The sequence below is a fragment of the Polynucleobacter sp. 73C-SIWE genome (genome assembly GCF_018882465.1).
Lineage (GTDB): Bacteria > Pseudomonadota > Gammaproteobacteria > Burkholderiales > Burkholderiaceae > Polynucleobacter.
In genome coordinates, this window is record NZ_JACVOK010000002.1 from 698,936 (window position 1) to 720,734 (window position 21,799).

The window sequence follows — 21,799 nt, forward strand, 5'->3', positions numbered from 1 at the left end:
TTCTCAATCAACATTGGGAGCTTTTATTTACTGAATTTGGTGGGGCGAACGACGGGGCTCGAACCCGCGACAACCAGAATCACAATCTGGGACTCTACCAACTGAGCTACGTCCGCCGTTGAAGAGAACACATTATAGCTTTTTGCTCAAAAACCTGTCAAAAATGGCCTAATCTTCGGTTTCTAGCTCAAAAGCGGCCCAATCCCCAAGGGTCAGACTGGCATCTAGAAAGAAGTCTGCAATAGCTGCTTTGCTTTGAACCTTGGCTAATGCATGATGATCAGACAGCCGTTGACGCCAATATCTAGACCCTGCTCTACCATGAGCTAAGCCTAGGATATGTCTTGTGAATGCGCCAATATAAAAAGGCTTATCTTTTGCTCGACACTCATCAAGCCAATTTTGAACTTGCTTAACGAGAGCAATCTGAATTCTGTGCCACTCTGTTTCACTAAAGAGATAGCCCGCTGCTCCACCATTGGAGTGAATTAAATCGTCCCAACCTAAGAGCATTACCGGGAAATGATAAGCAGCCCTACCGATCATGAAGCCATCAAAGTCATCCCAATGGCCAGCAATTTGTTCATTGGTTTCTAAGCCGCCATTGAGCAAGACTTTAAGATTTGGAAATTGTTTTTGCGCATCCAGCCTTAGTTTGGCGGCAACCTCGTAACGCAGTGGTGGTTTACTGCGGTTCTCTTTTGGTGAGAGTCCCTTGAGTACTGCATTGCGCGCATGAATCGTCACCTGGCTTGCGCCTGCATCTGCTACCGCCAATATGAAATCTAACGCAAATTGATAATCCTTTTCTGAGCTGGATGCATCCATAGAATCTAGGCCAAGACGATGCTTTACAGAAATCGGAATATCAACCGCAATCTTCATTGCTTTGACACAGTCAGCAACCAAATTGGGCTCTGCCATAAGACAAGCGCCAAACGCACCACGCTGAACTCGCTCCGATGGGCAGCCACAATTGAGATCAATCTCATCGTAACCCCACTGCTGCGCTAGGTCTGATGCCCTAGCCAAGTCATTGGGCTCTGAACCGCCCAACTGAAGCACTACTGGGTGTTGGTCCTGTGAATAATCCAAATGGCGAGGGATATCGCCATGCATTAATGCCCCAGTAGTCACCATCTCGGTATAAAGCACCGCTTCTTTAGTCAGTGTGCGATGAAAAGAGCGGCAATGACGATCCGTCCACTCCATCATGGGGGCAACTGCGAGACGTTTTTTATTATCTAAAATCATTCAGTCCTAGCCCAATAATCTCTTGCTAATAAATGACCTATCTTCACTGCTCAGCGGGTCATTGAAGTGAATTTCTTTTGCTAGAAGCTGCAAAGGTTTTGAAAAGTCTATGTCATATTCTTGGTATGGCGTCAGATTTGGATAAATCTGATCATTTCTAATTGGTATGCCTAAGGCATTGAGGTGGCAACGGAGTTGATGCTTCTTGCCGCTTCCTGGAGTCAGCCTGTATTTAGCCCACGGCTTCGTAGCTTCTAGAAGCTCTATCAAAGTATCGGTATTAGGCTCGCCCTCTACTTCCTGCATTTGCAAGAAATGTTCAGACTCTTCGATCCTGCTTTGATAGGTGATCGGTAATCGAGCTATCAAGTTTTTTGAGTAAGGCGCAATTGCTTCGTATACCTTTTTCACCAGTCGATCTCTAAACAGATTTTGATATTGCGCTCTCTCATCAGGCTTGATTGAAAAAATGACTAAGCCAGCCGTATCTCGATCAATGCGATGAATCGGACTGAGTGTCTGAATACCGGTTTTTTTCTTGAGACGACTGAGTAATGTTTGATGAAGATAAAGACCGCTTGGTGTCACTGGTAAAAAATGGGGTTTATCTGCGACCAAAATATGCTCATCCTGAAAAAGAATTTCTTCTTCATACGGAATTTGGGGTTCACGCGCTAAGCGCCTGAAGTAAATGAGATGCGTATTGGGCTGATACGCGTCCATGGCCTCAAAAGCATGGCCTTCGGCATTGAGCACCAGTCCTTTGGCAAATCGATCCTCCCACTCCTTAACTTCAATGTGGGGGAATTGATTGATGAAGAATTGCAATAAATTCGGGTAAGACTGATCAGCAGGTAAAAATACCCGTGATGCCGAGATCCCCTCTGAATTAACTTGCATGCAATACCCCATTACTTGGAGCTTGCAATTTTAAGTGATTGCATAGCTGAACCAAGTCAATTATTTTATGTTTTTGGGGTTAAAAATGCACTACAGTTTTTATAGATACATCGGCTATTTACAAAATTTTTAGACAAATACTGAATATCAGAGCAATTTACTCAGAATAAAAGCCCTGAAATACCTTATCTAGCTCAATTTCATATGTGGAATACTCATTTCGTAGTAAATTAGCATTAGCAATTAAAAAATTTACGAATTTACAAATTTATTCAGAATCAAAGAGGGACAAATGAAAATACTAGTACCAGTAGATGGCTCAAAATCTTCACTCAATGCTGCCAAGTATGCAGCTAAGTTAGCCAAAGATTTCCGCAGCAAGTGCACCGTTACCCTTGCCAGCATTCATGATGACATTGGCTTGGGTCATGTAAAGCAGTTCGTGGCACAAAGTGTCATTGACGACTACCTCAGAGAGGTGAGCGAAAAAGAACTGAAGTCTGCGCAAAAGGCTTTAGATACTGCGGGTGTAAAACATACTATGGTGATTAAACGCGGCAATGTTGCCGAAGAAATCATCAACTTAGCCAATAAAGAAAAAATTGACATGATCGTTATGGGCTCCAAAGGTCGTTCTGGAATCCTGGATGCCTTAATGGGTTCAGTGGCTCAAAAAGTCAGCTCTAGTGCAAAGCAGGCTGTGTTGCTGGTGAAGTAATTTTGCACCCTTTAGTTCTAGCAATTAGGGCCGCTTCTGCGGCCCTTTTTAATTAGCGACTGTTATTTATGCAATCTTGTAGTAACGCCCTTTAATCCAGATAGCAACAGTGACTAAGCCGATCATGATAGGCACCTCAACCAAAGGCCCTATTACTGCTGCAAATGCAGCCCCAGAGTTAATACCAAAGACAGCAATTGCTACTGCGATGGCTAATTCAAAGTTATTACTAGAGGCAGTAAACGACAAGGTACAGCAGCGTTTGTAGTCAATACCCATCTTAGCCGTAATGACAAAGGTCAAGATAAACATCGCACCGAAATAAATTAACAAAGGGATGGAGATAGTCAAGACATCGCCTGGCAACTCCAGAATTAACTTACCTTTAAGGCTAAACATCACCACAATCGTAAAGAGCAGTGCAATGAGAGTGAGCTTCCCAATCTTGGGCACAAAGTGTTCGTGATACCACTCTTTGGAAACAAACTTGAGCATCACAAATCGGGTTAGCAGTCCTGCAATACAAGGAATACCTAAGTAAATAAAGACTGTTTTAGCAATCTCACCAATGGTGATGCTGATATTTGATCCTGCAAGACCAAAGAATGGTGGAAGTACCGTTAGAAATATGTAGGCATACAAGCTAAAGAATAGAACCTGAAAAATTGCATTAAACGCTACAAGACCAGCAGCATATTCTGTAGACCCTTTAGCGATGTCATTCCAAACGATCACCATTGCAATGCAGGGTGCTATCCCAATCAGAATGAGGCCTGCCATATATTCAGGTTGATTTGGCACAAAGGTAATGGCCAATAAGAACATGAAGACTGGGGCAATGATCCAATTCATCAGAAAGGCAATAGCAAAGATCTGCTTATCTCTAAATACATCTGGCAGATCTTCATATCTCACTTTGGCAAAGGGTGGATACATCATCAGGATTAAACCAATCGCAATTGGATAATTAGTACTACCCACCTGAAATGAGTTTATAAAGCCCTCTACCCCAGGAATGAAATAACCTAAGCCAATACCCAATGCCATGGCGGCAAAAATCCAGACCGTCAAATACCGATCCAAGAAGGAGAGTTGTTTAGTCAGTGAACTCATGAGTTTGAGTGGATCTCTTTTAGGGACATTGCGTCTAGTTTTTCAAGAGGCATAGCAGCCAAGATATCCACTCTCTTTTTCAGGCCATTCATGACTGCGTTAAAGGCAGCCCTCTTCTCCATATCAGTACCCTGTACTTGCGATGGATCGGGGAATCCCCAATGGGCACTCACCGGCTGTCCAGGCCAATGGGGGCATACCTCACCGGCTGCGTTATCACACACCGTAATAATGAAATCCATCTTGGGAGCATCGGGCAGTGCGAACACATCCCAACTTTTAGATTTTAGTAAAAAAGTATCCAACCCCAGCTCTTTAGCGATCTGAGCAGCGTATGGGTTCACGCTCGTACCAGGAGTAGATCCTGCAGAAAATCCTCTGAGCTTACCGCTGGGATGAGTTGATGCTAAAGCTTCACCAATGATGGATCTTGCTGAATTATGGGTGCAGAGAAAAAGCACGTTGTATTGCTTCATATTGATTTTGCCCTCTTTGGAACTTTTACTGGAACGCAAGACTGGCCACCACAGCAGTTATCCAATAAGAAATCACTGAGGTCCTGCACAAGTTTTGCATTGGGTCGATAGATGAGATTGCGACTTTGCCTCTCAACCACGAGTAGGTCTGCTTGCGCCAACTCCTTGAGGTGAAAACTCAGTGTCGCATTTGGAATACCTAATTTTTCGATAATTTGGCTGGGAGTAAGCCCCTCATCTCCTCGCTGCACAATTAAACGGAAGATATTGAGCCGTGACTCCTGCCCTAGTGCCAAAAAGGCTTGAACTGCATTATTATTTTTCATATTTCCAATTATATAGAAATATATGACAAAAGTATTACAAAATGAAAATCGTTAACCCCATGGATCAAAGATTTTGACGCCAGATTGACTAAAGTCAGAAACATTTCTAGTCACAATAGTCATCCGATGCTCAATAGCAGTAGCAGCAATCATTGCATCTCGCTCAGATTTAGGGTTTGGCACATGCAAGCTCGCACAACGCTGTGCAACTTCAACATCTACAGGGAGAACTCTATCCAAAAACGCTGGAAGAACATTTTTATTTAACCATTTTCTTAAAATAAGGCCTTGCTTCTTGTCGCGATGCTCCATTTGCAGCACTCCAATCTCCAATTCAAGCACTGAGATTGCAGAAATAAACATCAATTCAGGAGAAATTTCATCAGCCCAGCGTTTAACATGTTTGTTGATGCGCCCATCTGCAGACTTTCTAAATTCTGATACAACATTGGTATCTAGCAAGTACATTACAAGGAATCTCCAATTGGCTTTGAAAGGCTGATGATTTTCGCAGGTTCAAATTCAATATGAGCGGCACCCTTCATACCCACAAGATCTAAGATATTTTTTCTCTTCCCCACAACACGCTGATAATCAGAAAAGGTCATCAACACGTGCGCAGGTTTTCCGCGATCGGTAATGACAACTGGACCAGCTTCAGAGGCTTTTTTAGCCTTTCCAGTATCTTGATTAAATTCACGGCTCGACAAAGTAGTAACCATTGATACCTCCGTCATAAAATGGAATATGTAGCAATGTTACTACATTTTAGACAGATCAAAACCATTACTTCTATGCTGATATCAGTAAAAAGCCACCCGAAGGTGGCTTATCTGATGCGTTTAGAGCTTACTCGCGTGAGGCCTTCTTGCGATCATGCTCTTTCAGGTGACGCTTACGAACACGCACACTCTTAGGTGTTACTTCAACCAACTCATCATCGCTAATGAATTCAACAGCGTACTCCAAAGTCAAATCAATTGGAGTTACTAGGCGTACTGCTTCATCAGTACCAGAGGAGCGCACGTTAGTTAACTGTTTACCTTTAATGGGATTCACAACCAAGTCATTATCACGACTATGAATACCAATCACCATGCCTTCGTAAACCGGATCACCATGTTTTACGAACATACGGCCGCGATCTTGTAATTTCCAAATAGCATAAGCAACTGCTTCACCATCATCTTGGCTAATCAATACACCGTTATGACGCTCACCCAAAATACCATCTTTGGCAGGTGCGTAAGCATCAAAGGTATGACTCATCAAACCATTACCGCGAGTCATCGTCATAAAATCGCCTTGGAAGCCGATTAGGCCACGCGCTGGAATTCGGTACTCAAGACGAGTACGCCCTTTACCATCGCTCACCATATCTTGCAGCTCGCCTTTACGCTTGCCCAAATCTTCCATCACCGCACCCTGAGTAGAGTCTTCGACGTCAACTGTTAGGTTCTCGTATGGCTCCATTTTGACGCCATTCTCTTCATGGAACACGACGCGTGGACGGGAAACTGCCATTTCATAGCCTTCACGACGCATTGTCTCTACCAAAATAGTGAGGTGCAATTCGCCACGGCCTGATACTTCAAAAACAGTGTCATCGTCTGTCTCTTTAACGCGCAAGGCCATGTTTGACTTCAATTCACGGTCTAAACGTTCACGAATCTGACGGCTAGTCACAAACTTACCTTCACGGCCAGCCAATGGGCTGGTGTTCACCATAAAGTTCATAGTCAAGGTTGGCTCATCAATCTTGAGCATTGGCAATGCATCTGGCTTATCTACCGCGCAAACTGTAGTTCCAATAGCCAATTCTTCAATGCCGTTGATCAAGGCGATATCGCCTGCCACTGCCTCATCTACTACCTCACGCTCAAGACCCTTAAACTTCAATACTTGATTGACGCGACCTTTGAATGGTGCACCGTCTGGGCCGTTCATGCAAATGACTTCCATGCCGGATTTAACGCGACCACGATTTACACGGCCAATACCAATTTTTCCAACATAGCTGTTGTAGTCAATGGAGGAGATCTGGAACTGCAAAGGACCATCTGGATCATCATCACGAACAGGAACATGTTCCAAAACAGCATCAAATAATGGACGCATATCACCTTCGCGCACATCTTCTGTTAAGCCCGCATAGCCATTTAAGCCAGATGCATAGATGATTGGGAAATCGAGCTGCTCTTCAGTAGCGCCAAGTTTGTCAAACAATTCAAAAGTTGCATTGATCACGTAATCGCAACGTGCGCCTGGGCGGTCTACCTTGTTAATCACCACAATTGGCTTCAATCCAAGGGCTAATGCTTTCTTAGTAACGAAGCGGGTTTGTGGCATTGGGCCTTCAACCGCATCCACCAAGAGCAATACACCATCAACCATGGAGAGTACGCGCTCTACTTCACCGCCGAAGTCTGCGTGTCCTGGGGTATCAACGATGTTGATATGTGTGCCATCGTACTCAACCGCACAGTTCTTGGACAAAATAGTAATGCCGCGCTCTTTTTCGAGATCGTTTGAATCCATGACGCGTTCGGTCATTTTTTCATTGGAGCGGAATGTGCCAGATTGGCGTAAGAGTTGGTCAACCAGAGTAGTTTTACCGTGGTCAACGTGGGCGATGATGGCAATGTTACGAAGTGCGCGTTTAGTCATGTGAAGCTTCTAAAGTTAAAGATAAGTAAAAGGGTTATAAATAATGATTTCTTAGTGAGCCTGAGAAATCAGCCGCTTAGGATGCAATACCCCAGAGCGCCAATCCGCAGTTCCAATAAAGTTATGGGGAGCAGCAGTGGCACGATAAATTCGTACCAACGCTTCAATAGATGGCAGATTGAGAGGAACACGTTGCCCCATCTCTAAACGCTTAGCCTGTTGCTCATCCACCGTTAAGTGCGGTAAGGTTTGTAGCAAAGCATCTACTGGCAGAATGTAATTTGAGCTATTTTGTAAACCACTCTGGATTGATTCGATGGTAAATGACTGCTCTAGGTTTAAATGCCCTACTTCGGTACGGCGCAAGCCAACTAAATGGGCGCCACAGCCTAAGGCATTACCGATATCCTCTGCTAATACGCGGATATAAGTACCTTTGCTGCAAGACACTTCTAGTGTAGCTTCTGGCCACTGAATATCGGTCCAACGAATTTGATGAATCGTGATGTCGCGGGCGGTACGCTCTAGTTCAACACCAGCACGGGCGTATTCATATAAAGGTTTGCCGTCGCGCTTGAGCGCTGAATACATTGGAGGCACCTGTGAAATCAGCCCTGTAAATTGAGGCAGTAAAGCATCCAGTGCTTTTTTAATATCTGCTGCGTTTGCAAATACTGGCAGGGGCAACTCTTCAATCGTGAGGCCTTCAGCATCACCAGTATCTGTGCGTGAACCAAATTTGACTCTGGCGATATAGGTTTTATCAGCTTCCAACAAATCTTGAGAATACTTAGTGGCTTCACCTAAGCAAATTGGCAAAAGACCTGTAGCCATTGGATCTAAAGTACCTGTATGGCCAGCTTTATCAGCATTGAATGCGCGTTTGACTGCAGTGACTGCGCCTTGGGAACTCATTCCTGCAGGTTTATCTAGTAGCACTACGCCGTCGATCCGAATAGCCATTATTGAGTCTCGTCTTTGCGATCACTATCCACAGCTTGATCGATCAATCGAGACATCTCTATGCCATGCTCTACTGAGCTGTCATAGTGAAAGTGCAAAGTTGGTACGGTATGAATATGTAAACGCTTAAATAATAAAGAATGTAAGTACCCTGCTTTTTCTTGCAGCGCTTTTAAAGCATGCTCAGGTTCAGCGCCTAAAACAGTAAAGAACACTTTGGCATGCGCTAAATCAGGCGTAAGCTCAATACTTTGCAAAGTAATTAAGCCTACGCTTGGACTACGCAACTCTCGGGGAATGAGCTCGGCCAGGTCTCGCTGAATTTGATCGGCGAGACGCTGGTTACGATGCGGGCTAGATTTATGCATGCTTAAAACGAGTCTTGCTTAGAGTGAACGCGCTACTTCAGTAACTTCGAACACCTCGAGCTGATCGCCTTCTTTAATGTCGTTGTAGCCTTTTAATGACAAACCGCACTCAACACCGGCACGAACTTCTTTGGCATCATCTTTAAAGCGCTTGAGTGAGTCGAGTTCACCAGACCAGACAACCACGTTGTCACGTAAGAGGCGAACACTTGAAGTGCGTTTAACAACCCCGTCAACTACCAAGCAACCGGCGATAGCGCCAACCTTAGATACCAAGAAGACTTGACGGATCTCAACGAGACCAGTGATTTCTTCTTTCTTATCTGGAGTCAACATACCACTCAGAGCCAACTTCACTTCATCAACAGCGTCATAAATAATGTTGTGATAACGAATATCAACACCATTGTTTTCAGCTAACTTACGTGCTGCTGCATCTGCACGTGAGTTAAAGCCGATGATGACTGCCTTAGAAGCAACCGCTAAGTTCACGTCTGTTTCAGTAATGCCGCCCACAGCCGCGTGAACGATTTGTACTTTCACTTCTGGTGTAGAGAGCTTCATTAAGGATTGTGATAAAGCTTCTTGTGAGCCCTGTACGTCCGCCTTGATGATCAATGGCAACAACTTCGCTTCAACTGCGCCCTCTTCCATGTTTTCCATCATGGTCTCGAGCTTGAATGCCTGTTGTTTAGCCAGCTTCACGTCACGGAACTTGCCTTGACGGAACAGTGCGATCTCACGAGCCTTACGCTCATCAGGAACTACCTGCACTGATTCACCAGCAGCCGGAACATCGGCCAAACCTTGAATCTCCACCGGAATGGATGGGCCAGCCTCGTTACATGGCTTGCCGTTTTCATCCATCATCGCGCGGACACGACCGAATGTAGAACCAGCTAAGAGCATATCGCCACGCTTGAGCGTTCCAGACTGAACCAAAATGGTTGCTACTGGTCCCTTACCTTTATCTAAACGCGCCTCAATGACTAAGCCTTGTGCTGGAGCATCTTTAGCAGCCTTGAGTTCCAAGATTTCTGCTTGCAAGAGAACGTTCTCTAATAAAGCATCAATACCTTCGCCTGTTTTTGCAGACACTGGAATAAAGGGCACATCGCCACCGTACTCTTCAGGCACAACCTGCTCTGCTACCAACTCAGTCTTGACGCGCTCAGAATTGGCTTCTGGCTTATCAATCTTATTGATCGCAACAACTAAAGGCACACCACCAGCGATTGCATGGTGAATCGCTTCTTTAGTTTGCGGCATCACACCGTCATCTGCTGCCACGACCAAGATCACGATATCGGTTGCCTTAGCACCGCGAGCACGCATTGCCGTAAAGGCTTCGTGACCTGGGGTATCTAGGAAAGTAATCATGCCGCGTGGTGTTTCTACGTGATAAGCACCAATGTGCTGAGTAATGCCGCCTGCTTCACCGGTAGCCACTTTAGCTGCACGAATCTTGTCGAGCAAAGAAGTTTTACCGTGGTCAACGTGACCCATCACAGTAACTACTGGAGGACGTGGCAATAACTCTGCATCGTGACCATCAGTACCCAGATCTAAATCTGGATCATCTAATTTCGCTGCATGGGCTTTGTGACCCATTTCTTCAACGATGATCATGGCTGTATCTTGATCAAGTACTTGGTTAATGGTGACCATTTGGCCCATACCCATTAAAAGCTTGATCACTTCTGCACTCTTCACTGCCATTGCATGAGCTAACTCAGCAACAGTAATCGTTTCTGGAACATGAACATCACGCACCACTGGTTCTGTTGGAACCTGGAAGTTGGTATCAACGTTGGCTTCAGCAATTTGACGTTGCTTCTTGCGACCACCGCCAGAGCGCCAGCCACCAACACCACCGGATACATCACCACGAGTTTTAAGACCACCAGGCTTCTTGGCGCCTTCTTCTTGCCAAGTAGATGATGTCTCTGAGGACTTAATGGTTTTACCGCCAACTTTAGCGGGGGATTTTTTCTTGTCTTCAGCACCTTCTGCTTTTGCAGGTTTGTGCAAAGTACCTTTTTTCGCCTCGTCGGCAGCAACTTCGCTTGGCGCTTTAAGGACGCGAGCTGGCGCACTCATCATGTCGCGAATCGCTAAAGCTTCTGCTTCAGCGGCGGCACGACGTACACGAATTTCAGCTAGCTCTTTTTCTTTGCTGGCTGCTAAATCCTTTGCAGCCTTATCTATCTTCGCTTTTTTCTCAGCAGCTGCAGGGGCAGCATCTGCTTTTGCGTCACTCTCAGCCGGTTGTGCAACTTCTTTTTGACGAGCATCTTCTGCCGCCTTCATTTCAGCTTCTTGACGAGCCAATAACTCAGCTTGACGAGTAGCTTCAGCTGCGCGTTTTTCTAATTCTTCTTCAGAAAGAATCGGTTTAGCTGCTGCCGCAGGTGCAGCTGCCTTTGCAGGGGCCGCCTCAACTGCAGGAGCTTTATCGCCCGCTTTAACTAGTACACGCTTTTTACGTACTTCAACCTGAACTGTACGAGTACGCCCAGCAGAATCCGCCTGACGAATCTCAGAGTTCTCGCGCTTGATTAAAGTAATCTTTTTACGAGCGCCAGCCTCAACATTACCGTGTGCTTTTTGCAAATGCTCAAGCAGAACAGTTTTGTCTTTTTCGGTAATGCTCTCATCCTCAGAAGCTTTGTCGATCCCAGCTGCCTTCAATTGCTCCAAGAGGTCAGCCGCGGTTCGTTTGAGTTCCTTAGCGAGTACTTTTACTGTTGTTGTTGCCATGCACTACTTCCTCTCATGAAGTAAACCAATGTTCGCGCGCTTTCATGATGAGCGTTTTCGCAGTTTCTTCGTCAATTTGTGTCGCCTCAACTAGCTCATCAACAGCCAGTTCAGCAAGGTCGTCACGGGTGTGAACTTGATTGTCAGCAAGCTTAGCAATCAGCTCTGTTGTCATTCCTTCTAAAGAACGTAAGTCTTGGGAAACTTCACCAATACGCTCTTCTTTTGCCAACTCCATCGTTAGCAAGGAATCACGAGCGCGAGTACGCAACTCATTCACGGTATCTTCATCGAATGAATCAATCTCTAGCATTTCAGAAAGCGGCACATAAGCTACTTCTTCCAATGTATTGAAACCTTCTTCAATCAAAATATCAGCAACTTCTTGGTCAACGTCTAATTTATCCATGAATAATTGACGTACAGAAGAAGCTTCTTTTTCTGTTTTCTCAGCAGACTCTTCTGGAGTCATGATGTTGATCTGCCAACCAGTCAAATCACTTGCCAAACGCACGTTCTGTCCGCTACGGCCAATGGCAATTGCCAAGTTCTCTTCATCAACAACAACATCCATCGCATGACGCTCTTCGTCAACCACGATTGAAGATACTTGTGCCGGAGCCAAAGCACCAATCACAAACTGGGCTGGATCTTCAGACCACAACACAATATCCACTGCTTCGCCTGCAACTTCGTTACGTACTGCAGTAACGCGTGTGCCACGAACACCAACACAGGTACCAATTGGATCGATGCGCTTGTCATAAGTCACAACAGCAATCTTGGCACGGATGCCAGGGTCACGGGCTGCGCCTTTAATCTCTAATAAACCCTGCTCCATCTCTGGAACTTCATTCTCAAACAACTTAATCAAGAAGTCTGGGCAAGTACGAGAGAGTTCGATCTGTGGACCACGCGCTTCACGATCTACTTTGAGGATGTAAGCACGTACACGATCACCAGAACGTAAATTCTCTTTTGGAATCATTTGATCGCGACGCAATAAAGCCTCAACACGACCAGATTCAATAATCAAACCATTCTTGTCAGCACGCTTCACGGTACCGGTCATGACTTTTTCGCCACGCTCAAGGTAGTCGTTCAAGATTTGCTCACGCTCAGCATCACGAATGCGTTGCAAGATCACTTGCTTAGCAGCTTGCGCACCGATACGGCCAAATGCTAAAGATTCGATCTGCTCTTCGATGTAGTCGCCAACTTCCATGTCAGCAAGTTGCTCTTGAGCTTCGAACTGCAAAATCTCTTTATCAGGCTCTTGCAGACCAGCTTCGTTAGGAACTACCAACCAGCGACGGAAGGTTTCGTATTCGCCTGACTCACGGTCAATCGATACACGAATATCCACATCTTCGTTGGGATAACGTTTCTTAGTGGCTGAGGCCAGTGCCATCTCTAGCGCCTCAAACACAATAGCTTGATCAACGTTCTTTTCACGCGCTAGGGCGTCTGCCAACATGAGAACTTCTCGGCTCATGACTTTCTTCCTTTGAAATCAATAACAGGGACCAACCGAGTCTTATCGACCTCGGCTAAAGAAAACTCCAATTGAGAGGGCTGACCATCAGCACCCTCAAACACCAAACCAAATTTCGCATCAGGCGAATTCAACTCACCAGTCAGCAAACCTTGCAATACACCACGAAAATTCTTGCGGGTACCAACAGCCACACGCAACTTCAAATCCACTTCCATTCCAGCAAAGCGCTCAAAATCTGCCGCACTCTTCACAGGACGATCTAAGCCTGGTGAAGAAATCTCCAATCGCTCGTAAGGAATGTTCTCAACTGGCAAGGTATAGCTCAGTTGATGACTTACCTTCTCGCAATCGAGGACAGTAATCAAACGCTCGTAATCCGGGTTTTCAATCGTGACGCGCAGCAAACCTCCAGCCTCACGCTCAATATCTACTAACGTGTAGCCTAAGTTTTCCAGCTCTGCAGAAATAACCTGCTGATCCTTCACAACTTCCCTTCATACCAAAACGGCAAAAAAAAATGGGCTTCAAAGCCCATATTCTCGAAATTCAGAACAGGCCGACTTACGTTGATCGCAACATCAGTCGGTAACAACTAAAAACAGCAGAAACCTGCTGTCAGACCAAAATTATAGCTGATTTTTAGGGAAAACTGTTAGAAATCAGAAGCTTTCGCCTGGATTTCTCGGTTTTCTAGGGCCCTTATTGAAAGGTTTTCGCCCTTTTGGTGCGCCCCGTTTAGGTCCATTTCCTGGGCTTTGGGGATTCGCTGTCACAAAAGCAGACTGGCCATGATGCACTTTCTTGCCCTTGCTACGGTTTTGACCTTGGCCACCGCCCCCACCCTGACCGCCGCCTTGACCAGGTCTGCCGCCTTGGGTGCGACCACGAAAAGGACCGCGCCCTTCGCCTGAACCACCACCTTGACCACCAGGTCTGCCGCCTCTACCCTGATGCGTCATGCCGTTATGGCCACTAGCAAGGGTTAGGGCATCGCGTGAGCCCCAGTAAGAAACCGAGGTTTGCATTGGATCAGGTTGGAAATCTGCAGCAGCAGGATTGCGACTTTGACCATTCGGATTTGGATTGCGACCCTTATCTTGAGGCTGTGGCATTTTTAAGCCGGCAGACTTCATCAAGTTGTAGATACCGCCAGCCTCAATCTCTTCCCATTTCCCCCGCCTTAAGCGCGGAGGCAATAAGAAAATGCCATAACGGGTTCGGATTAAGCGAGATACCGTATGACCAACTGCTTCAAACATACGACGTACTTCGCGATTGCGCCCCTCACTTAATGCAACGTGGTACCAGCGATTTGCACCATCACCACCACCCATTGCTAGGCGCAAGAATTTAGCTTGGCCATCATCGAGCGTAATACCACTCTTCAATTGCGCTGTATTTTCTTGACTCAACTCACCCAAGATCCGTACAGCATATTCACGTTCAACGCCGTAACGTGGATGCATTAAACGATTTGCTAACTCACCAGAAGTGGTAAATAACAAAAGACCTTCGGTATTAAAGTCCAAGCGGCCAACAGCAATCCATCGACCTTGACGTGGCTTTGGCAAACGATCAAAAACGGTTGGACGACCTTCAGGATCGGATTGGCTAACAATCTCACCAGCAGGCTTGTGATACATGATCACGCGTGGCGGTTTAGTCTGAATCTTGCGATGAACTGGCTTCCCATTGATACGTACTTGATCTGTTGGCCCAATACGTTGGCCGATATGTGCGGGTAACCCATTAACCGATACGCGCCCTTGAATAATCAAGTCTTCCATATCGCGACGGGATCCCATGCCAACGTCAGCCAATACCTTATGTAACTTAACAGTATCTTCGTCGTCAGCTTCATCATCTAAACCATCGAGATCTGACCAGACTTCATCACGCAAACTCAGCGGTAAGTCATCAACGTTTGCAAATTGCAAACTACTCATTTCTTCTTCTGTCGGCGCATCAGGATCTTCATCCTCACGTGAGCGCTGTGCGCGCTGGGCGCGACGTTCTGCACCAGTCTGATGAGAAACCTCGCTCTCATTCAGGCCATCTGGATTTTTTACTTCCAATACTTCGGGAGCATCTAAAGCAGCATCAAATTCACCAGAAACAACGGAGGCAAATAAAGCTTCGCTTTCTGCAGGATTGGGAGCTAATTTGGCGGATTGATTACCTTGATTGTTACCACCCTCGCGCGGACCATTACCTTCGCCGCCTTCACGACGAGGCCGATCCTTATTAAAAGGACGTTTCTTATTAAATGGATGCTTCCCTGAGCCCGCACGGCGTGGATGTCTTGGACCACGCTCACCACCTTCGCGACCTTCGGCTTTATTGCCATCCTCATTGGATGGGCCTGCGTCAGCGCTAGATGGAGTTACGGCTTGATTTACTACCGGGAATGAATCGTTTTCGTTAGAGCTTGTCATTAATTATTATTTTGTTTCGTCTGATTGCTCAGACTCAGGGGTAACTTCTTCTACTACTGCATTTACTAAATCTTCAGCGACTTCTTGACCTTCATTAATGATCACAGTTTCTACTGTGGCATCTGGATCAAATTCGATGATGGCTTGGCCCAAGTGTTCTGCCGCTGCCATCGGCGCGGCATCCTCTAGCATTGGCAAGCTTTGCAAGTTTGTCAAACTGAGGTCATCTAAAAATTGTTTAGTTGTAGCGTATAAGCCTGGGCGGCCGATAGTCTCTTTATGGCCAATCACTTCTACCCAACCACGATCTTCTAACTGCTTCATCACGTTGCTACTTACAGCAACGCCACGAATCTCTTCAATCTCTCCGCGAGTCACAGGCTGGCGGTAAGCAATAATGGCCAAGGTTTCCATCACTGCGCGAGAATACTTTGGTGGCTTCTCGGGAGTGAGGCGATCTAAATACTCACGCATGGACAAACGACTTTGGAAACGCCAACCGGTCGCAATATGAACCAGCTCCATTCCTTTGTCATCCCAAGCACGCTGAATTTCTACTAAAGCTTCATCAATATCTGCTGTTGTGATGTCTTCAACAAACAAGCGAGATAAATCAGCTACAGAGAGTGGTTCCTGTGCGCACAGGAGGGCTGTTTCAATAACGCGCTTGTTGTGATCGTCCATAAAAGTCGGGCTATCAGGAATATTCCTGATGAGGCTTTAAAAAATGTATTTCAGTAATGGGTTTGTGGTGTTCTCTAGCTACTACGACCAATCCATCTCATGAATTCTAGTTGGGGGATTGATTCGCGCCAAAACGAAGTCCTTTTCGTTCACCGTGCACCCATTATAAGGTAGGCTCAATACAATAGCTATATGCACAATATTTCATCAAAACCCCGAATTGAGCCATTTATGGAACCCCAATCTCCAGAACGTCGTCGCTTATTGGGGCTGGGCGTTGCTGCTGGCACCCTTCTTGGGGCAGCAGGCCTCTCCTCATGTAGCATGATGGGGAGCAAAAAACCCGTACTTGGACTGGTACTTGGTGCGGGGGCTGCCCGAGGCTTTGCCCATGTAGGGGTCATCAAGGCACTAGAGTCACAAGGCATCTACCCCGATATCGTTGTAGGTAGCAGTGCTGGAAGCGTGATTGCCGCTCTGCTCGCATCCGGGGCAACCGGAAATGATCTCAATCGTCTTGCCTTAAGTCTGGATGAAGCTACGATCGCTGACTGGGGTTTGCCATTTGTCGGCCGTTTTGGCGGCCTGATTAAAGGTGATGCCCTACAAAACATGGTCAATCGCGAAGTGCAAAATAAAACAATTGAGCAAATGCGGATTCCGCTGGGCATTGTGGCAACCGAATTGCAATCAGGCAAAGGCGTCTTGTTTAGGAGCGGTAATACAGGTCAGGCAGTTCGCGCATCGTGTAGCGTGCCTGGCGTGTTTCAGCCTACCGTCATTAGCGGCAAGGAATATGTTGATGGCGGTTTAGTGGCACCAGTGCCAGTGAGTTATGCAAGACAGATGGGGGCTACTATTGTGATTGCCGTCAACATCTCTTCTGAACCAGTGCATCAAGATGCCAGCGGTACTTTTGGAGTGTTACAACACACCATCTCCATCATGCAAAAAAGTATTAATCAGTTCGAGCTCAAGAGCGCCGATATTGTGATTACCCCGCAACTCAAGCAAATGAGTAGCGGTGACTTCAAATCCAGAAATGCAGCCATCCTTGCAGGAGAAGCTGCGGCACAAGAACAAATGGGTTTAATAAAGGAAAAGCTGAGGGGCTAGAGAGCCAGCGCCTTATAGGTTACTTGACTTACGCTTGAGTTTTTTTACTTCGTTCAACAGTTCTTTGCGTTCTGCATCATTTAAAGTGTCACTGCCATCTAAGCGGCGTGCGCCATCAAAACGCTTATCCCAATAGAGGCTTCCAAGGTCGTCAACACGAACAGTAGTTCCTTTGGATGGGGAATGAATAAATTTGTTATCGCCAACATAAATGCCGACGTGTGAAAAAGTTAAACGCATCGTATTAAAAAATACGAGATCACCTGGTTGCAACTCATCGCGATTGATGGGCTTACCAACACGACTCATTTGTGTTGATTTACGGGGTAGCAAGAATCCAAGCTTGTCTTTGAACACGTAGCCAACAAAACTACTGCCATCTAATCCAGACTGAGGTAATTCTGTATCGGAGCGATAACGCACGCCAATCACTTCCATGGCGCGATCAATCAACTCTTCCGATTTTCCAGAAACGGTATCAACTAAGCGATCAGATACACGATAGAGATAAGAGCGCCCAGCCTGAAACATGCTTTCTTTTGGAACTACCGCTTCAGCAGAGACGTCATTAGGCGCATCGACCGCGTAAGTCGACACAGAAACCGCTAAGCCCAAGGCAAAACCCAAGAACTTTAAAAGTAGCGCTTTTTTCAGTGACATCGGACCAGTTTAACAAAGAACCTTAAATTAACCAAGTCTTGACTTTAGTCTTAAGTCTTTGTTTATAAAGATAATTTATTCTTAATTTGGGGCAGATGCACCAAATTAGCTCATTTAAAGGTCAATTTGCTTGGCTGTTAAGTCAACTCAGCTGCAGCAAAAAGCTCCTTGGTATAAATCTGGCGCGGATGCTTGATGAGGGTTTCAGTATCCCCAAACTCCACCACTTTGCCCTCTTTAAGCACTATCACCTCATGGGACATTGCCCGAATAACTGCTAAATCATGACTAATCATCAAGTAGGCTAAGTTGTACTTCTTCTGCAATTCAGTGAGCAGTGCCAATACTTGTTTTTGGATTGAGACATCTAATGCAGAAGTAGGCTCATCTAACACCAAAATCTGTGGGCGCAAGATGAGTGCTCGCGCAATCGCAATGCGTTGCCTCTGTCCACCAGAGAACTCATGTGGATAACGTGCAAGCGCTGATCGATCGATGCCAACCTCTTTCAAGATATCTACTACACGATTTTCTCGTTCAGTTGCTGAGAGTTTTGGAAAGTGCACATCCAATCCCTCAGCCACAATCTGCATCACATTCATGCGCGGTGAGAGCGATCCAAATGGATCCTGAAAAATCACTTGAAGACTTGAGCGCATTGCGCGACGCTCTACTGGTTTGAGTGTTTGCCAATCATTGCCAAGAACATCTACATCACCGCTTACCTGTGCTGCAGAATCTCCCAGTAAACCCAAGACCGCCATACCCAGCGTAGTCTTGCCAGAGCCTGACTCACCAATCACACCAATAGTTTGACCTTGCTTTAAGGAAAAGCTCACCTTTTTTAATACCTTATGTGGCGGCGCTTTTTTAAACCAAGAAATAGATTCTGAACTTGGATAAGCCACTGATAACTCTTCTGTCTTCAGGAGTACTGGTGCTAGCGGCATCACTGGCGCCAAGTCCCGAACCGGCTCACTATTGACCAGTGCCTTTGTATAAGGATCGCTCGGTTGAGTAAAGACTTGTTTAGTTAGGCCCGATTCCATCAAGTTACCTTGATTTAATACTGCTACACGCTGAGCAAAGTGTTTTACTAAATTGAGATCATGGGTAATCAATAAGATGCCCATGCCCCCCTGGTCTTTAGATTCTTCCTGGAGCTCTTTGAGTAAATCGAGAATCTGCAAACGCAAGCTCACATCCAGAGCGGTGGTCGGCTCATCTGCAATAAGTAAGCGTGGCTTACATGCCAATGCCATCGCAATCATGGCGCGCTGTCTTTGACCGCCTGAGAGTTGGTGTGGATAGGAGTGGAAACGGCGCTCAGGTTCTGGAATGCCAGTCTTTTTCAGTAAATCAATCGCTGCATCAATGCAATCCGCTTTAGACATTAATGGTTGATAGATTTGTACTGCCTCAATGATTTGATTACCAACTGTAAATAATGGATTGAGAGCCGTCATCGGCTCCTGAAACACCATAGCAATTTCTCGACCACGGATTTCACGAATATCTTGAATGGGCAATGAGAGTAAATCGACTGTGCCCTGCCCGTCTTTACGATTCCAAAGAATCTTTCCGGAAACTTTGGCGCCCTCTGGCTCAAGTCTTAGTGGTGCCAATGCAGTAAGCGTCTTACCAGAGCCTGATTCACCTACTAATGCAACGCGTTCACCGATCCCAATCTCTAAATCAAGATGGTTAACTGCAAACTTTTGACGGCGACCCGATCCAAATGAAATGGAGAAATCTTCATAGCGCAGTAAGCTCATGAACGACCTCCGCTCATCGCGCCTGATTTACGAGAATCAAATGCATCTCGCAAAGCTTCGCCCATAAAAGTGAGTAGGAGCAAAGTAGCTACTAAGACCACAAAGGTGGATAGTGAAATCCACCAAGCATCTAGGTTGCCTTTGCCTTGAGAGAGCAACTCGCCAAGACTTGGCGTGCCAGGCGGGACGCCAAGACCCAAGAAGTCCAGACTCGTGAGAGACAAAATGGCCGCACTCATACGAAACGGTAAAAAAGTGATTACCGGAGTCAAGCTGTTCGGCAGAATATGACGCCACATGATTTGCACATTGGTTAATCCCAGTGCTCGCGCTGCGCGGACATACTCTAAGGCACGATTGCGGAAGAATTCTGCGCGCACATAATCTGATAATCCCATCCATCCAAAAGCTGCCAAGAGGATGATCAAGAGAGAAACGCTGGGATTAAAGATTGAAGCAAAGATAATCAATAGATATAACTCTGGCATGGCCGACCAAATCTCAATCAGCCTTTGCGAAATTAAATCAAATTTACCGCCAAAGAATCCCATTAGAGATCCCGTAATGATGCCCACCGTCACCCCTACGATGGTGAGAGCCAAGCCAAACAAAATAGATAAGCGGAAACCATAAATCAAACGCGCCAAGACATCGCGCCCACGATCATCCGTTCCTAACCAGTTCTCGGTTGAGGGTGGCGCAGGATTGGGAACTTGAGAAAAGTAATTGAGAGTCTCATAGCTATAGTGAATTGGGGGATAGATTGCCCAATTACCATTACTCGTAATGTTGTGACGAATATCAGGATCCAAGAAGTCTGTTGGGGTTGAGAAGTCGCCACCAAATACAGTTTCCGCATGACTCTTAGCAATCGGAAAATAAAATTGCCCTTCGTAACGCACAACTAAGGGCTTGTCGTTCGCAATCAGCTCGGCGCACATAGATAAGCCAAACAGACTCATGAAGATCCAAAGGCTCGCGTAACCTACGCGACTGTGCTTGAAGCGCTGCCAACGACTCATGAGCCGCCTCCAGCACCAAACTGAATACGAGGATCTATGTAAACATAGCAAAGATCTGAAATGAGTTTGGTAAACAAGCCAATCAAGGTAAATAAATACAGCGTGCCAAATACGACTGGGTAATCCCTGCGCATCACAGACTCATAGGACAGCAAACCGAGTCCATCTAATGAAAAGAGTGTCTCAATCAGGAGTGAACCCGTAAAGAATGCGCCAATAAATGCCGCAGGAAAACCTGTCACCAGAGGCAATAGCGCATTACGGAATACATGCTTCCAGAGAACTTGTTTTTCAGTAAGTCCTTTTGCTCTAGCGGTCAACACATACTGCTTACGAATCTCTTCCAGGAAAGAATTCTTAGTTAGCATGGTGATGACGGCAAAACTACCCAGCACAGAGGCGGTAATCGGCAGAACCAAATGCCACAAATAATCCATTACCTTGCCAATCAAACTCAAATCACTCCAATTGTCTGAAGTCAGTCCTCGCAACGGAAATATATGCAAGAAGCTGCCGCCACCAAAGATGACCAGTAACAAAACTCCCAATACAAATCCTGGAATGGCGTAACCCACCAAAATGATGCTGCTTGTCACAGTGTCAAAACGAGAGCCGTCACGCACCGCTTTTGCAATGCCTAGCGGAATCGAAACCAAATAGGTAATAAAGAAGGTCCATAAACCAATACTGATGGATACCGGGAGTTTTGAAACCACTAAACCCCAGACACTTTGATGTTGGTAATAGCTTTGACCTAAATCGAACCGAGCAAAGCGTCCTAGCATCATGAAGTAACGTTCTAAAGGTGGCTTATCAAAGCCATACAGTGCTTTCACTTCCTCTAGACGTTGCGCATCAATGCCTTGACGGCCACGGTAAGTAGCACCAGCGCCAGAAGACTCGGAGCCTCCTACTGCAGCATCGCCTTTGCCCTTGAGCTCCAACACCATTTGCTCAACTGGGCCACCCGGCACAAACTGCACTACTGCAAAGGTCAAGGTCAATACACCCAAGAGCGTTGGGATCATGAGGAGTAAGCGTTTGAAAATATAGGCGCGCATTTG

21 protein-coding genes and 1 tRNA gene are annotated in these 21,799 nt (G+C 46.0%); 2 read left to right on the plus strand and 20 right to left on the minus strand.

From position 1 onward, the window contains the following. Positions 1 to 40 precede the first annotated feature (40 nt). The 3 genes from ICN17_RS09835 to ICN17_RS09845 form a co-directional block, all read right to left on the minus strand. Positions 41 to 116 (minus strand) — tRNA-His (locus tag ICN17_RS09835). A gap of 52 nt (positions 117 to 168) precedes the next feature. After that, positions 169 to 1,254 carry a tRNA dihydrouridine(20/20a) synthase DusA gene (gene dusA, locus ICN17_RS09840; RefSeq protein ID WP_216237397.1) on the minus strand — a complete coding sequence of 362 codons (1,086 nt, stop codon included), beginning with the start codon at positions 1,252 to 1,254 and terminating at the stop codon, positions 169 to 171. A 6-nt stretch (positions 1,255 to 1,260) separates the two neighbouring features. Then, the gene (locus ICN17_RS09845; RefSeq protein WP_216237399.1) at positions 1,261 to 2,154 is read right to left on the minus strand and encodes a pseudouridine synthase; all 894 of its coding nucleotides are present in this window, start codon (positions 2,152 to 2,154) and stop codon (positions 1,261 to 1,263) included. Positions 2,155 to 2,446: 292 nt separating this feature from the next. On the opposite strand from ICN17_RS09845, the gene ICN17_RS09850 reads away from it, so the two are divergent. Next, on the plus strand, positions 2,447 to 2,872 hold the full coding sequence (locus ICN17_RS09850; RefSeq protein ID WP_216237400.1) for a universal stress protein: 426 nt from the start codon (positions 2,447 to 2,449) through the stop codon (positions 2,870 to 2,872). A 66-nt stretch (positions 2,873 to 2,938) separates the two neighbouring features. On the opposite strand, the gene arsB is transcribed toward ICN17_RS09850, so the two are convergent. The 13 genes from arsB to scpB form a co-directional block, all read right to left on the minus strand. Next, on the minus strand, positions 2,939 to 3,985 hold the full coding sequence (gene arsB / locus ICN17_RS09855) for an ACR3 family arsenite efflux transporter (RefSeq protein ID WP_216237402.1): 1,047 nt from the start codon (positions 3,983 to 3,985) through the stop codon (positions 2,939 to 2,941). Next, complete coding sequence (locus ICN17_RS09860; protein ID WP_216237655.1) at positions 3,982 to 4,467, minus strand: arsenate reductase ArsC; 486 nt, start codon at positions 4,465 to 4,467, stop codon at positions 3,982 to 3,984. The genes arsB and ICN17_RS09860 overlap by 4 nt, the downstream gene beginning before the upstream one ends. After that, positions 4,458 to 4,787, minus strand: a complete 330-nt coding sequence (locus tag ICN17_RS09865) for a helix-turn-helix transcriptional regulator (protein ID WP_216237405.1) — start codon at positions 4,785 to 4,787, stop codon at positions 4,458 to 4,460. Before ICN17_RS09865 ends, ICN17_RS09860 begins: the two co-directional genes overlap by 10 nt. 51 nt (positions 4,788 to 4,838) lie before the next feature. Beyond that, positions 4,839 to 5,255: a type II toxin-antitoxin system VapC family toxin gene (locus tag ICN17_RS09870; protein ID WP_216237407.1), complete on the minus strand. Its 417-nt coding sequence runs from the start codon at positions 5,253 to 5,255 to the stop codon at positions 4,839 to 4,841. After that, a complete protein-coding gene (locus ICN17_RS09875; RefSeq protein ID WP_216237409.1) occupies positions 5,255 to 5,509 on the minus strand; it encodes a type II toxin-antitoxin system Phd/YefM family antitoxin in 255 nt (84 codons plus the stop codon). The genes ICN17_RS09870 and ICN17_RS09875 overlap by 1 nt, the downstream gene beginning before the upstream one ends. 127 nt (positions 5,510 to 5,636) lie before the next feature. Next, positions 5,637 to 7,454 carry a translational GTPase TypA gene (gene typA / locus ICN17_RS09880; protein WP_216237411.1) on the minus strand — a complete coding sequence of 606 codons (1,818 nt, stop codon included), beginning with the start codon at positions 7,452 to 7,454 and terminating at the stop codon, positions 5,637 to 5,639. 51 nt (positions 7,455 to 7,505) lie between these two features. Next, positions 7,506 to 8,417, minus strand: coding sequence for a tRNA pseudouridine(55) synthase TruB (truB, locus tag ICN17_RS09885; protein WP_216237412.1), 912 nt, complete (start codon positions 8,415 to 8,417; stop codon positions 7,506 to 7,508). Continuing rightward, positions 8,417 to 8,785 carry a 30S ribosome-binding factor RbfA gene (gene rbfA / locus ICN17_RS09890; RefSeq protein ID WP_216237413.1) on the minus strand — a complete coding sequence of 123 codons (369 nt, stop codon included), beginning with the start codon at positions 8,783 to 8,785 and terminating at the stop codon, positions 8,417 to 8,419. Before rbfA ends, truB begins: the two co-directional genes overlap by 1 nt. 18 nt (positions 8,786 to 8,803) lie before the next feature. Further along, positions 8,804 to 11,545, minus strand: coding sequence for a translation initiation factor IF-2 (gene infB / locus ICN17_RS09895; protein WP_216237414.1), 2,742 nt, complete (start codon positions 11,543 to 11,545; stop codon positions 8,804 to 8,806). A 13-nt stretch (positions 11,546 to 11,558) separates the two neighbouring features. Continuing rightward, the gene (gene nusA, locus ICN17_RS09900) at positions 11,559 to 13,040 is read right to left on the minus strand and encodes a transcription termination factor NusA (protein ID WP_087910206.1); all 1,482 of its coding nucleotides are present in this window, start codon (positions 13,038 to 13,040) and stop codon (positions 11,559 to 11,561) included. Next, the gene (gene rimP / locus ICN17_RS09905) at positions 13,037 to 13,528 is read right to left on the minus strand and encodes a ribosome maturation factor RimP (RefSeq protein ID WP_216237416.1); all 492 of its coding nucleotides are present in this window, start codon (positions 13,526 to 13,528) and stop codon (positions 13,037 to 13,039) included. Before rimP ends, nusA begins: the two co-directional genes overlap by 4 nt. Positions 13,529 to 13,702: 174 nt before the next feature. Next, a complete protein-coding gene (locus tag ICN17_RS09910) occupies positions 13,703 to 15,478 on the minus strand; it encodes a pseudouridine synthase (protein ID WP_216237418.1) in 1,776 nt (591 codons plus the stop codon). A 6-nt stretch (positions 15,479 to 15,484) separates the two neighbouring features. Next, on the minus strand, positions 15,485 to 16,162 hold the full coding sequence (gene scpB / locus ICN17_RS09915; protein ID WP_216237420.1) for an SMC-Scp complex subunit ScpB: 678 nt from the start codon (positions 16,160 to 16,162) through the stop codon (positions 15,485 to 15,487). A gap of 231 nt (positions 16,163 to 16,393) precedes the next feature. On the opposite strand from scpB, the gene ICN17_RS09920 reads away from it, so the two are divergent. Continuing rightward, a complete protein-coding gene (locus ICN17_RS09920) occupies positions 16,394 to 17,278 on the plus strand; it encodes a patatin-like phospholipase family protein (protein ID WP_255538418.1) in 885 nt (294 codons plus the stop codon). 12 nt (positions 17,279 to 17,290) lie between these two features. Here the strand turns inward: ICN17_RS09920 and ICN17_RS09925 are convergent, their stop codons facing one another. The 4 genes from ICN17_RS09925 to ICN17_RS09940 all read right to left on the minus strand — a co-directional run bounded on the left by ICN17_RS09925 (position 17,291) and on the right by ICN17_RS09940 (position 21,796). After that, complete coding sequence (locus tag ICN17_RS09925; RefSeq protein ID WP_216237422.1) at positions 17,291 to 17,938, minus strand: C40 family peptidase; 648 nt, start codon at positions 17,936 to 17,938, stop codon at positions 17,291 to 17,293. Between the two features lie 137 nt (positions 17,939 to 18,075). After that, entirely contained in the window at positions 18,076 to 19,713 is a 1,638-nt protein-coding gene (locus ICN17_RS09930; RefSeq protein WP_216237423.1) for an ABC transporter ATP-binding protein, read from the minus strand. Beyond that, on the minus strand, positions 19,710 to 20,735 hold the full coding sequence (locus tag ICN17_RS09935; RefSeq protein WP_216237424.1) for an ABC transporter permease: 1,026 nt from the start codon (positions 20,733 to 20,735) through the stop codon (positions 19,710 to 19,712). The genes ICN17_RS09930 and ICN17_RS09935 overlap by 4 nt, the downstream gene beginning before the upstream one ends. Further along, the gene (locus ICN17_RS09940) at positions 20,732 to 21,796 is read right to left on the minus strand and encodes a microcin C ABC transporter permease YejB (protein ID WP_216237657.1); all 1,065 of its coding nucleotides are present in this window, start codon (positions 21,794 to 21,796) and stop codon (positions 20,732 to 20,734) included. Before ICN17_RS09940 ends, ICN17_RS09935 begins: the two co-directional genes overlap by 4 nt. Positions 21,797 to 21,799: the final 3 nt, after the last annotated feature.